Here is a 12331-nt window from a genome sequence, read left to right as displayed (position 1 = left end):
GGGAGCGTCCAGCCGATTGCATCGCCACGTAGGCTGCTATCGGCGCGGGCCGAGACGGACGCGCATCGCATCTGCGATGCATTTTGCCGTCTGCTTTAAGGGTGCAGCCCATTCTTCGAGACGCTCAAGCGTGAGCCTGTAAGCCGGACCGGTGATCGAAACGCCGCCCGTAAAGCTTCCATCCTCCATCCGGATTGGCGCCGCAACGCAGCGGATACCCGGCTCATGCTCCTCGCGGTCGAAGGCGAAGCCGGCTTTGCGGATTGCCGCCACCTCGGTCAGCAATGCCTCGGCCGAGACCAATGTCTGTGGAGTGAAGCTATGGAAGGAGAGGCTTCGCACCAGCGTCTCCAGCGCATCATCCGGCAAAATCGAAAGAGCAACCTTGCCGACGCCGGTGCAATAGACGGGCGAGGCATTGCCGATCTGGGAATACATGCGAATAGACTGCTGGCCTTCGATCTTGTCGAGGTAGATAATGGAGGTTTCGCGCAGGACGCCGAGATGGACCGTCTCGCCGCTCATCTGCTGCAGGTGCCTCAGGTGCGGTTCGGCAATCAGCCGGAACTCATTCTTCGCCCAGCTTCGCGACGCCAAATCGAGAAGCCGCAACCCCGGCGCATAGCGGCCGTCTACGTCGAATTCCAGAAGCCCTTCCTCGACGAGATGACCGAGCTGGCGGTGCAGCGTGCCGCGCGGCTGGCCGACGAGCGCGAGAATATCGGTAAAGCGCATTGGACGTTCGGCATGCGTCACGAGCTCGAGCAGCGCCATCGCCTTACCCAATGTCCCCGTTTCACTTTCTCTCGATATATCTTTTCGTGGAGCCATTGATCGCCTACCGTCGGCCTTGACACGAATGGCAGCGTAATCAGATAATTCCACATAGTCAAATTGAGTTCCAAATAATGGAAAATCGGGAGGATACGGTGACGAGCGTAGTCGCGCAGTTTCCGGAATTCAGGGATCGTTGCGTGCTCGTGACAGGTGGCGGCTCCGGCATCGGCGCCGCGATCGTCGAGGGCTTCGCCCGGCAGGGCGCGAAGGTTTCCTTCATCGACATAGCCGAAACGGAAAGCCGCGAACTTGCCATGCGGCTTTCCCGCGATTCGGAACATCCGGTGCATTTCTTCAAGGCCGATCTTCGCGATATCGGCGCGATCCGGCAGACGGTTGATGCGGTGGTCGCGCAATCGGGGCCGATCACCGTTCTCGTCAACAACGCTGCCTGGGACGACCGGCATGAATTCGATACGGTGACCGAAGAATACTGGGACAACAACCAGGCGACAAACCTCCGCCATGTCTTCTTCACCGCCCAGGCCGTAGCGCCTTCCATGCGTGCGGCAGGCGGCGGCGCGATCATAAACATGTCGTCGATCGCCTTTCTCCTGAACATGCCGGACTTCCCGGCCTATTCCACGGCCAAGGCCGCCGTGATCGGTCTCACCAAGAGCCTTGCGGGCAAGCTTGGCCCCGACAATATCCGCGTCAACTGCATCTTACCGGGCATGATCGTGACCGAACGGCAGATGAAGCTCTGGCTGACCGAAGAAGGCATTGCGCAGACCATCAAACGGCAGTGCCTGAAGAAGGTCCTGCATGGCGACGCGATCGTCGGCCCTTGTCTGTTTCTTGCATCCGACTGCGCGGCCGCGGTGACGGCGCAGTCCTTGATTGTCGACGGAGGCATTTTCTGATGGCAAATCCCGTTTATGTCGCGGTGGATTGGGGTACGAGCAGTTTCAGGCTCTGGCTGATCGGCAAGGACGGCAGTATTCTCGGCGAACGCCGCAGCGGCGAAGGCATGACGACGGCGGCCAAGACCGGCTTTGCCGATGTCTTGGCGTCGCATCTTGCCGCACTCTCGGTCCCACAGAACGTGCCGGTCATCGCCTGCGGCATGGTCGGCGCCAAGCAGGGCTGGGTCGAGGCGGGCTATATCGACGTTCCCGCGTCGATCTCCTCGATCCTCACCGGCGCGGTTTCCGTTCCGGGCCAAAGCCGGGATGTCCGTATCCTCCCCGGCCTTGCCCAGCGCGACAAGGCATCGCCCGACGTCATGCGCGGAGAGGAAACGCAGCTGCTTGGCGCACTTGGCCCCGACAGCAGGGGATTGCAGGCCGTCTGCATGCCAGGCACGCACTCGAAATGGGTTCATGTTCAGGACGGCGAAGTGATCGGGTTTTCGACCTTCATGACTGGTGAACTCTTCGACGCAATCAGCAAGCATACGATCCTCTCGCATGCCGTTGCGAGCGCCGAGGCGGCGCAAGCAGACAATTCCGCCTTCAGAGCGGCAGTCTCGGCCGCTTTCAGGCAGCCTGCCATGGCGTCGAACCTTCTCTTTACAGCCCGCTCGGGCCAGCTTCTTCACGCATTGACGGCGGCCGGTGCACAGGCAAGGATTTCCGGCACTCTGATCGGGCTTGAAATCGCCGGTGCGCTTTTCGACGCACCGAACGACACGCCTGTCACGCTCGTCGCGTCGGGCCGCCTCCAGGGCCTTTATGAAACGGCCTTCAAGTTCTTGTCTCTAAAGTACACCGTCATCGATGCCGACACGGCCGCGCGCCGTGGGCTTTCGGCCGCCGCCGAAGCTATCTGGCCGAATTGAGGAAATTCTCATGATCAACCGCATTCCCTTTCCCTCCATGAAGCGTCCGCTCATCGCCATTCTCCGCGGCATCAAGCCGGAGGAAACCGAAAGCGTCGTCGGCGCGCTGATCGAGAACGGCCTCGCCGCGATCGAAATCCCGCTGAACTCGCCCGACCCTTTCAAATCCATCGAGATCGCTGCGAAAATGGCGCCGCCAGAATGCCTGATCGGCGCGGGCACCGTGTTGACGGTCGATGCTGTCGACAGCCTTCACAATGCCGGTGGCAAGCTGCTCGTCACACCGAATGTCGAGCCTGACGTCATCATTCGCGCGCGCAGCTACGGCATGGTCTCGATGCCGGGCGTCTTCACGCCGACCGAGGCGCTCGCCGCCGCCCGCGCCGGGGCAACCGGCCTGAAGTTCTTCCCCGCCAGCGTGCTCGGTCATTCGGGCATCACGGCCATCCGCGCCATTCTGCCGCCCGAACTGGTGATCGCGGCGGTCGGCGGCGTCTCCGACAAAAATTTCGCGGACTACACGAAAGCGGGCATTCTGGCCTTCGGCCTCGGCACCAGCATTTACAAGCCCGGAATGACGGCCGCAGAGGTTGCCGAGCGCGCCAAGGCCACCATTTACGCCTATGACGCAGCCGTAGGAGCGTAGGCATATGACTGAGATTTACGAGTTCGAGGGCAAGACGCTTTGCAATACCAGTTCGGTACTTGGCGAAGGCCCGACCTACGATCCGGATACCGACACCGTCTGGTGGTTCAATATTCTCGGCAAGGAACTGCACGAACTGAACCTCAGCACCGAAAAAAAGAACGTGCATCCGCTTCCGATGATGGCGAGCGTGCTCGCACGCATCGACGCCAACCGCCAGCTGCTCGCAACCGAAGAAGGACTTTTCGTCCGCGATATTGGCAGCGGCAATCTGACCTTCTATGCCGCATTCGAAAACGACAACCCGGAAAACCGCTCGAACGACGGCCGCACGCACCCATCCGGCGCACTGTGGATCAGCACGATGAGCAAACGGGCGGAACCCCAGGCAGGCGCGATCTATCACGTCGCCGGTGGCAGGGTGACGAAGATCTTCAGCGGCATCAGCATTCCCAATTCGATCTGCTTTTCGCCCGACGGCACGATCGGCTATTACACGGACACGCGCATCAGCCGTCTCATGCGCGTCATGGTCGATCCGCAGACCGGGCTTCCGACGGGCGAGCCGATCGTCATGGTCGACAGCATGGATGATCCCGGCGGCATCGACGGTTCCGTCTGCGATTCGGATGGCTATATCTGGAACGCACGCTGGGGTGCAGGCGTCGTCGACCGGTACAGCCCGGACGGCCTGCGCATTGCCCGTTACAAGGTTCCTGCCGCACAACCCTCCTGCCCAGCCTTTATCGGCGTCAATGCGGACCGGCTGGCGGTGACAACCGCCTGGGAAGGGCTCGACGACACCGCGCGCTCGTCGCAGCCGCAAGCTGGTGCGCTGCTGGAGCTTGGTGTGGCGGTAAAAGGCGTTTTCGACCCAGTCTACGTGCTCTGAACAACGCAACGCGGACGTTTGAAGCAAGCTGAAGGCGAAATGCCTTCAGTCCATCTTCATTCCGGTCGGAACACGATTGCGAGCAAACGGTTTTCGTCTATGACGGATTTGGCGGGATAGATCGCCAACGGATTGCTCGCCGGTTGCGGCAATTCCGTGTGCTTTGAGCCTATCCGCCATGGAAAGACGCGCATCGACCAAGCCTGCTCGATGGCCTGTCCAACTGAGGTCCGTCCCTGGGAGAAAATGCGATCAGAACGGCGATGAATGCCGCCATGTGACCGCCCGCACCGAGAACGCCTCCGATCAATATCGAAAAAGCCGCCGCGCTTTGTTGTAGCCGTCAAAATCACACGCATTTCGATAGAATTTTGCGAAAATCATCGAACTTTCCGTATTCGTTCCCGGAACTAAAAGCCTATCCAGTCATTTTCCTTTTGAAGCGGCACGGAAAAAGACGCCAAAGAACAAAACCGGCGGCCGCGCTTAAGACCAATCGAGGAACACAAAGGTAGGTTCGAAATGACACGCAAACTTTTGACGACCGTTGCCGCTGGCGCCTTGTTTGCCACGGCTTTCGCGCCGGCGGCGTTCTCGCAGACTGCACCGCAGCCGGCCACCCCCGATGCAACCCAGACGGCTCCGGCCGACCCGGCAGCACCAAAGATGCCGGATGCAACCGCTCCGGCTGGTGACGCCCAGGCTCCGGCTCCGGCTCCGTCGACTGATACGGCCGAGGCAGGCGGATACCTGACAGAACAGGGTGCAGACCAGATCAGCGCCAATTCCTATATTGGCCAGTCTGTCTATACCGGCGAGAACGAAAGCATCGGTGACGTCAACGACCTGATCATGAAGAAGGACGGCGGCTTGGTTGCTGCTGTGATCGGTGTTGGCGGCTTCATTGGTATCGGTGAAAAGAACGTTGCAGTGCCGATGGACAAGATCACCGCTGCTCAGAACACGCAGGACGGCAGCCTGAAGCTGACGACCTCGGAAACGGCAGATTCTCTGAAGGCCGCTCCGGAATTCAAGACCTTGCAGGCTCTGGCCGCTGAAAAGGCTCCGGCGCCTTCGGGCACGATGCCGTCAGACCCGACAGCTACGGGTTCGACCAATAAATAATCCGCGCGGAGCGTATAGTGTAGGCGGCGGTGCCCCGATCGGGCGCCGCCGTTTTCTACAGAAGAGATCAAAAAGCGCAGGGCCTAGATTGCCGCACGGACGTCAACGTGAGGGGCTTGAGCAAAAAGATCATGTGGCGCAAGGCGGGACAGATTGCGACGTCTGACGGCGGCGCGAAAACAGCCTTTGATGCGGCTTGCGGAGGCATCAGGCCGACACGCGATCGATAGCGGCCGAGTCGTAATAGTTTTCGTGGAGGAAGCGCAATGTGGCGATGCCATCGGCGGGCTTGCCGAAATGGTAGCCCTGCCCCATGCCGCAGCCGAGCGACCGCAGCTTCACGGCCTCCGAATAATCTTCGATGCCCTCGGCAACCACTTCGAGATCGAGGCCTTCGCACATCGTCAGGATCGCCTTGATGATATGCTCGGAGGCGCGGTCTGAATTGATGCGCGAGACGAAGGCGCGGTCGATCTTCACCTTGTCGAAGATGAAGTCGCGAAGGCGCCCGAGGCTCGATTGACCGGTGCCGAAATCGTCGAGCGAGATGCGCACGCCTGCCTGCCGAAGATCGGAAAGGATGCGGTGGGCGGTATCGGTGGAACTCATAACCGCCGTTTCGGTGATTTCCAACTCCAAACGGTGCGGGTCTAAGCCGACGCGGCCGAGGATGGAGAGCACGTTGCTGCTTGTGCCTGGATCCATGAGCTGGGCGGAGGACAGGTTGAACGACAGGAATAGTTCGCGCGGCCAGGAGAGTGCCGCTTCGGCAGCCTTTCGAAGCAACGTTTCCGACAGCGCGTCGATGAAGCCGCGCTCTTCGGCGAGCGGCACGAAAACGCCCGGCGAAACAAAGCCGAGGTCCGCATCGTTCCAGCGCGCCAGGGCCTCGAAGCCGACCACCTGATTGTTCGACAGAGAGACGATCGGCTGGAAATGCACGTCGATGGCGTCTGAGATGATGGCATTTCGAAGCGCCTGCTCGAGCTGTGTTGCGCGCTTCATCTCCTGCGCGATCTCGCGCGAATAGACGGTGATCTGGCTGCGGCCGCGGCGCTTTGAGCGATAGAGAGCGGTTTCGGCGCTTTTCAAAAGCTCATCGAACTCCGCACCGGCGAAAGGATAGATGGCAAAGCCGAAGGAGGCGGAAAGCCGCACGTTGCGGTCGCCGAGATCATAGGGCGCCGACAGCACCTCGCGGATCATCTGGCCGAACTTTTCAGCGCTTGCGCGCTCGAAGATCAGCGGCAGCACGAAAGCGAATTCGTCGCCGTCGTGGCGGGTGACCAGCGCGCCATCCGGTATACATGCCTTCAGGCGGTGGGCGACCTGGCATAGAATTTCGTCACCGGCTGCAGAGCCGAAAAGATCGTTGATCGGCTTGAAGGAATCCAGGTTGGCGATGCCGATGGTGAAGGGAGCCGGATCGCTTGCGCGTTCCGTGGAAATCTGACTGACCCTGTCGCGCATGCGATGGCGGTTGCCGAGCCCGGTCAGCGGATCGGTGTAAGCCATGGCCTGAAGCTCATTCTGGCTCACAGGCAAGAAGGGTATGTCCGCCGGCTTCATTATTCAACCTGAGATTTCGTCACTCCCTCCCGGAAGAATGGCGGGCAAGTCTTAACAAACCGATAGTAAAACCGTTCGGCTCAGATGATGCCCCAGATTTGAGGAGTTGAAGGCGCTCAGACGTGCGCCCGCAGCGGCTCGGCAGCGAGATGCTTCTGGAACAGCGTTTCCAGTATGTCCGGACTGACTGGCTTCATGATGACGTCATCCATGCCGGCCTTCGCGCATTCGGCGCGATCCCGCTCGAATGCCTGCGTCAGGACGCCGACGATCGGCGTCTTTTGCGGGTGGTTGTCTTCCATCTGGCGGATCATGCGCGCCGCCTCGAAACCGTTCAATCCCGGCAGTGAAATGTCCATCAGCACGATTTGCGGCCTGTATTCCGCCCAGAGGCGCACTGCTTCGTCGCCGCTGGCTGCGATCAGGTAGCGGTAACCCAGTCCTTCCAGTATCTGGGAAAAGACAATCTGGTTGATGTCGTTGTCTTCCGCCACGAGCACCTCCAGGAAATCCATCTCGGAAGACGTATTGATTTCCCAGTCGGCCTCGCCTTCCGGCGCGGTGCGGTTGTTCCGGTTGAAGTGGCGGGCGATCTGGAAGGTGAGCTCGTTGGCAAGCTGGAAACCATCCATGACCAGCGCCGGGATGCCGTATTGTCCGGCAAGTTCCAGGCAGCGCATGCCCATCTGATTGTCGACGATCAGAAGATCCAGCGCGATGCCGGACGAGGTTGCGATCTCAAGGAAGCGCTCTTCCTCGTCTTCGCCGCGAACGGAGCAGGCCTCGAAGCCGTATTTCGAAAGCGTGCGGAGGGCGGCGGTTTCAGCAGCGAGGTCGCCGGTGACGACGAGGATCTTGCGGCCGGAGAAATTCTCCGGAACGATCGTTTCCATCGCGGCCGGCGGCCGGCGCTCGTGATCGCCATTCAGCGGCACATACGCGCGGCGATAGGATTGACTGCTGGAGGTGGTGACGGACGTTGCCTGGTCGAACTCGTCGAGATCGGCGCCGTCGCGCGGCAGATCCTGCATCGTGGATACGATAAAGTAGCGTCCCGGCTTGCCGATGCGATGCTTGCGGCTGACGATGTCGCGCTCCGAACCGTCGCGGGCGACCTGCCGCTGCCGCACGACGGACATCTCGCCGGTTTCCAGAACATGTCGGTCGCTCTCCTCGAAGCGCTTGGCGACTTCGGGAGAGAAGAGATCCCCGCTCTTGCGGCCGAGCACCTCCTCGACAGTCGTCTGGTACTTCTCGCAGAAGGCGATGTTGACGGCGACGTAGGTGAGGTTGCGATCCTTGACGAAGAGCGGGAACGGCAGATTGTCGAGTATATCCTCGGTCAGCTGCACACGTTCGAGATCGGCGCGCCACTGCTCCTCACGCTTCTTCTCCTCGGAAATATTGGAAATGATCGATACGCAATAGCCGCTCGGCAGACGACGCTTGACCAGACGGATCCAGCGGTCGCTGCCATGGCGCTCGACGATTTCGAAGCGCTCGCGCCAATGCGAGGCAATCTTCTGGGACAGCCAATCCTCGCGACCGAGCGGTATGCCCGCCTGCCTGGCCGCATATTGCTGACGCACGCCGGTGTCGTAGACGGCGCCGAGAAAATCGCGAAGCCGGGTTCCAGGCTTCAGCATCACGGACGAAATCGGGAAGAAATCGAGCACCTGGCGGCTCGCGAAGATCATCTGATCGTTCTTGTCGTAGATGATGAGGGCGGCCGAGAGGCCGTCCGAAAAGGCATCGAAGAGCGCAGCCTGCAGGTCGATTTCGGCCGGCATCTCATCGCTCACGGATGATGCGTCCGCCTTTTCGAAGCCGGCACTCATTCCTTCACGTCCCACATCTGTCCGATTTCATAGCACTGTCTGGTTGTGTGCGATCAAAATGCCAGCTTTCTCCTAACGGCGGCTTAACGTTAAGCACCCCAATTCACGGGGAAAACACATGGTCCACGGGCGCAGCGTTTTCGCCCTTCCCTCGGACCCGCGAATCCACGAAAATGGCGCATGGCCATCAGACAACTCTCCGAAACGCTCATCAACCAGATCGCTGCCGGCGAAGTCATCGAACGCCCGGCGAGCGCGGCAAAGGAGCTGATCGAAAATGCACTGGATGCCGGCGCGACCCGTATCGAGATCGCCACGTCCGGCGGCGGCAAAGGCTTACTGCGGATCAGCGACAACGGCTCCGGCATGGATGCAGCCGATCTCGAACTTGCCGTGAAGCGGCATTGTACCTCGAAGATTTCCACGACGCTTGACGACATCCGCACGCTCGGCTTTCGTGGCGAAGCGCTGCCTTCGATCGGTTCCGTGGCGAAGCTCAGTATTTCCAGCCGCCGCAAGGATAGTGCGGGCGGCACCGAGATTGCCGTGGCGGGCGGCAAGGTCCTGCATCTGAGGCCCTCGGCCTCCAATCCGGGCACGATCGTCGAAGTGCGCGATCTCTTTTTCGCAACACCTGCGCGATTGAAGTTCCTGAAGACAGAGAAGGCGGAAGCGGCGGCCATCACGGAAGTCGTCAAGCGCATGGCGATCGCCTTTCCCGGCGTGCGCTTCGTCCTGTCCGGCACCGATCGCAGCACGCTCGAATTTCCGGCAACCGGAGAGGATCATCTGGCGCGCATGGCGCAGGTGCTCGGCAAGGAATTCCGCGATAACGCGATCGAACTCGACGCCGAGCGCGAAGGCATCGCTCTCACCGGCTTTGCCGGCGTACCGACGTTCAACCGCGGCAACTCCGCCCATCAATATGCCTTCGTCAACGGCCGGCCGGTCCAGGACAAACTGATCCTTTCGGCGATCCGCGGCGCCTATGCCGAGACGATCCCGGCCGGACGCTATCCGGTGGCTGTCTTGTCGCTGTCGCTCGATCCGGCGCTGGTGGATGTCAACGTGCATCCGGCCAAGTCGGACGTGCGCTTCCGCGATCCGGGCCTCGTGCGCGGGTTGATCGTCGGCGCGGTGCGCGAGGCGCTGGCGCGTGACGGAAGCCGGGCGGCAACGACTGGCGCGGACGGTATGCTGCGCTCCTTCAGGTCGGGTTTCCAGCCGGGCTACCAGCGGCCAGCGCAGGCCGCATGGTCGGCCGGGACGTCCCCATCGCGTCCGTTTCAGACGGCAAACGGCGGCTTTGGCGCAAGGCCGCAGGCGTCCTTCGACGGACTGAGCATGCCGGCTGCGCGCGCCGAACCGCAGGCGCAGGCATGGCAGCAGCCCGGACCAGCCGAAGAACCGCCGCCGCGTTACCCGCTCGGCGCTGCGCGCGCGCAGATCCACGAGAACTACATCGTCGCGCAGACGGATGACGGGCTTGTCATCGTCGACCAGCACGCCGCACATGAGCGGCTGGTCTTCGAGGCAATGCGAAAGGCGCTGCAATCGAAACAGCTGCCATCACAGGTGCTGCTGATCCCGGAAATCGTCGACCTGCCGGAAGAGGATTGCGACCGGCTGATGGTGCATGCCGAAGGCCTCAAAGGGCTTGGGCTTGCAATCGAGCGCTTCGGGCCGGGGGCGATTGCCGTACGCGAAACGCCGGCCATGCTCGGCGAGGTCGATGCGCAGGGCCTCATCCGCCAGCTTGCCGACGAGATTGCCGAATGGGATACGGCCTCCGGCCTTTCGGCCAAGCTCGAATATGTCGCCGCGACCATGGCCTGCCACGGCTCGGTGCGCTCCGGCCGCAGGCTCCGGCCGGAGGAAATGAATGCGCTTCTTCGGCAGATGGAAATGACGCCGGGCTCCGGCCAGTGCAATCACGGGCGGCCGACCTATATCGAACTGAAGCTGTCGGATATCGAGCGGCTGTTCGGACGCAGCTGAAAGCGCTGGCAATAATGCCTTCGCCGCGATATTGGCAGTCGAAGGCAACAGGGAACGGAGCAGGATGAACTTGTTTGAAGGAAACGGAAACCGCGAGGCGAAGATCCGCTATCTCGATGCAGATTTCCAGATCCTGTCGCCGGGTTCCTATGTCATCTGCGCCATGACCGGCAAGCATATCCCGCTCGACGAGCTACGCTACTGGAGTGTTGCCCGCCAGGAACCCTATGCCGACGTCGTTTCTTCGCTCGAAGCCGACAAGCGCGCCGGCGTTCTGCCGAACCAGAAGCGCTGATCCAGGAAACGCTCGTGAAAGAGCGCCCGCTGCCGCGAGACGCGGGAAACGACGCATCGCGGCACGCGTCAGCACGCTACGGCTTCGAGGGCGTCTGGCGGACGCGGTGATCGTTGACGGATTCCACGCGATGTCGCGCCCGCAAACTCACCCGGACTTCCGGCTTTTTCTCAGCCGCCGCTCCCGGCAGGCCTCCATGGCACGATCGATGATGAGGCCGGGTGCCTGCGGGTCTTCGAACGCCATTTCGACTTCGATGACCCGGCATTTGGCGGCGAGTTCCTCCGCTTTGCCATGGTGGCCGGCAAGCCGCACGAAATCCTTCGAGGTCGTGACGATCAGCAGGTCGTCGCGTTCGGCGGTCGACAGCAGGTCAGCCATCTCATCGTCGCTCAGGTGTTCGTGGTCGCCGAAGGATCTGCCGATCGCGATTTCGGCGCCCAGTGATTCCACCGTCCGGAAGAACTTGCCCGGATCGGCAATGCCTGCAAATGCCAGCACCTTCCGGCCGGCGAGGTCGTTTTCTCCGCAAACCCTCAGCGATGCGGTGAAATAGGGTTTCGCGGCGCGGGCAGCCATGCGGACGATCGCATCGGCGGCATTGCCCTTTCCCACTTTCAGGAGCGCGCTGGCATAGCGCATCTGCACGGAGATCGGCGCGCGCACGGGACCGCCCGGCACCGTATGCCCATTGCCCAGGCCGCGCGTCGTGTCGATGACGAGCAGCGCATAGTCGATCGCCAGCCGCGCGCTCTGGAAACCATCATCCATGATGATGAGGTCGGCCCCTTCCCTGACAAGTCGCTCGGCGCCTTCGACGCGGCGGCGGGAAACGACGGTCATCGCCTCGCGGGCAAGCAGCAGCGGCTCGTCGCCAACGGCAACGGCGCGATGATGAGCGGGATCGACAACCACGGTGACGTCCAGGGAACCGCCATAGCCACGGCTCAGGAAGCCGGGCCGCAGCCCCTTGGCCTTGGCGGTCCGAGCGATCGTCAGCGCTGTCGGCGTCTTGCCGGCGCCGCCCACGGTGAAATTGCCGATGCAGATGACGGGAACGAGAACGGAAGCGCGGCGCGCATGCGCCATGCGATAGCCGGCGATCCGTCCATAGAGGAAGGAAAAGGGCGAGAGCGCCCATGCCCGCCAATCAGCTTTCGTCCACCAAAACGGCGGCGCTTCGGATACCATAACTGCCACCCTATGCTCCTCCGGCCTTGCGGGCCACCGGCTACCCCTCGACTGGCGGGAAAGAAAGGGCAAAATTGCAGAAAAAGCAAGCTTTTGCTCCCGACCGTCCTCATTCCCGTGCTTGTCACAGGAATCAAGCCACGGTCGTCTGCGCCGTAAA

At 61.5% G+C, this 12331-nt stretch carries 11 protein-coding genes; 7 read left to right on the top strand and 4 right to left on the bottom strand.

Annotated elements, in window-relative coordinates; genetic code table 11:
• Nucleotides 1–36: 36 nt before the first annotated feature.
• Nucleotides 37–831, bottom strand: coding sequence for an IclR family transcriptional regulator (locus tag QA644_RS02705; RefSeq protein WP_194729098.1), 795 nt, complete (start codon nt 829–831; stop codon nt 37–39).
• Nucleotides 832–929: 98 nt separating this feature from the next.
• Here QA644_RS02705 and QA644_RS02700 point away from each other — a divergent pair, with 98 nt between their 5' ends.
• The 5 genes from QA644_RS02700 (at nt 930) to QA644_RS02680 (ending at nt 5280) form a co-directional block, all read left to right on the top strand.
• A complete protein-coding gene (locus QA644_RS02700) occupies nt 930–1700 on the top strand; it encodes an SDR family oxidoreductase (protein WP_246763269.1) in 771 nt (256 codons plus the stop codon).
• Nucleotides 1700–2617 carry a 2-dehydro-3-deoxygalactonokinase gene (locus tag QA644_RS02695; RefSeq protein ID WP_283070977.1) on the top strand — a complete coding sequence of 306 codons (918 nt, stop codon included), beginning with the start codon at nt 1700–1702 and terminating at the stop codon, nt 2615–2617. Before QA644_RS02700 ends, QA644_RS02695 begins: the two co-directional genes overlap by 1 nt.
• A 13-nt stretch (nt 2618–2630) precedes the next feature.
• Entirely contained in the window at nt 2631–3263 is a 633-nt protein-coding gene (locus tag QA644_RS02690) for a 2-dehydro-3-deoxy-6-phosphogalactonate aldolase (protein ID WP_283072438.1), read from the top strand.
• Between the two features lie 4 nt (nt 3264–3267).
• A complete protein-coding gene (locus tag QA644_RS02685; protein WP_283070975.1) occupies nt 3268–4155 on the top strand; it encodes an SMP-30/gluconolactonase/LRE family protein in 888 nt (295 codons plus the stop codon).
• A gap of 522 nt (nt 4156–4677) precedes the next feature.
• On the top strand, nt 4678–5280 hold the full coding sequence (locus QA644_RS02680) for a PRC-barrel domain-containing protein (protein ID WP_283070974.1): 603 nt from the start codon (nt 4678–4680) through the stop codon (nt 5278–5280).
• Between the two features lie 207 nt (nt 5281–5487).
• Here QA644_RS02680 and QA644_RS02675 read toward each other — a convergent pair whose 3' ends face one another.
• Both QA644_RS02675 and QA644_RS02670 read right to left on the bottom strand, forming a co-directional pair.
• Nucleotides 5488–6852 (bottom strand): EAL domain-containing protein, encoded by a 1365-nt coding sequence (locus tag QA644_RS02675; RefSeq protein ID WP_074066830.1) that lies wholly within the window; start codon nt 6850–6852, stop codon nt 5488–5490.
• A 113-nt stretch (nt 6853–6965) separates the two neighbouring features.
• Nucleotides 6966–8687 (bottom strand): response regulator, encoded by a 1722-nt coding sequence (locus QA644_RS02670; RefSeq protein ID WP_283070972.1) that lies wholly within the window; start codon nt 8685–8687, stop codon nt 6966–6968.
• A 180-nt stretch (nt 8688–8867) separates the two neighbouring features.
• Between QA644_RS02670 and mutL the strand changes: the two genes are divergently transcribed.
• Together mutL and QA644_RS02660 are read left to right on the top strand one after the other, a co-directional pair.
• Nucleotides 8868–10685, top strand: a complete 1818-nt coding sequence (gene mutL, locus QA644_RS02665) for a DNA mismatch repair endonuclease MutL (RefSeq protein ID WP_283070971.1) — start codon at nt 8868–8870, stop codon at nt 10683–10685.
• Between the two features lie 64 nt (nt 10686–10749).
• Complete coding sequence (locus QA644_RS02660) at nt 10750–10980, top strand: DUF2093 domain-containing protein (RefSeq protein ID WP_022716573.1); 231 nt, start codon at nt 10750–10752, stop codon at nt 10978–10980.
• A 147-nt stretch (nt 10981–11127) separates the two neighbouring features.
• On the opposite strand, the gene lpxK is transcribed toward QA644_RS02660, so the two are convergent.
• Nucleotides 11128–12171, bottom strand: coding sequence for a tetraacyldisaccharide 4'-kinase (gene lpxK, locus QA644_RS02655; RefSeq protein ID WP_283072437.1), 1044 nt, complete (start codon nt 12169–12171; stop codon nt 11128–11130).
• Nucleotides 12172–12331: the final 160 nt, after the last annotated feature.

This window comes from Rhizobium sp. CC1099, assembly GCF_029714385.1.
Lineage (GTDB): Bacteria > Pseudomonadota > Alphaproteobacteria > Rhizobiales > Rhizobiaceae > Rhizobium.
The sequence above is the reverse complement of the archived record's forward strand: the minus strand, read 5'-3'. Positions and strand labels throughout refer to the sequence as shown.

Bases quoted from the DNA above. Each gene is read 5' to 3' on its own strand.
- QA644_RS02705 (WP_194729098.1), bottom strand. From the start codon at position 831: ATGGCTCCACGAAAAGATATATCGAGAGAAAGTGAAACGGGGACATTG.
- QA644_RS02695 (WP_283070977.1), top strand. From the start codon at position 1,700: ATGGCAAATCCCGTTTATGTCGCGGTGGATTGGGGTACGAGCAGTTTC.
- QA644_RS02685 (WP_283070975.1), top strand. From the start codon at position 3,268: ATGACTGAGATTTACGAGTTCGAGGGCAAGACGCTTTGCAATACCAGT.
- QA644_RS02680 (WP_283070974.1), top strand. From the start codon at position 4,678: ATGACACGCAAACTTTTGACGACCGTTGCCGCTGGCGCCTTGTTTGCC.
- QA644_RS02670 (WP_283070972.1), bottom strand. From the start codon at position 8,687: ATGAGTGCCGGCTTCGAAAAGGCGGACGCATCATCCGTGAGCGATGAG.
- mutL (WP_283070971.1), top strand. From the start codon at position 8,868: ATGGCCATCAGACAACTCTCCGAAACGCTCATCAACCAGATCGCTGCC.
- QA644_RS02660 (WP_022716573.1), top strand. From the start codon at position 10,750: ATGAACTTGTTTGAAGGAAACGGAAACCGCGAGGCGAAGATCCGCTAT.
- lpxK (WP_283072437.1), bottom strand. From the start codon at position 12,171: ATGGTATCCGAAGCGCCGCCGTTTTGGTGGACGAAAGCTGATTGGCGG.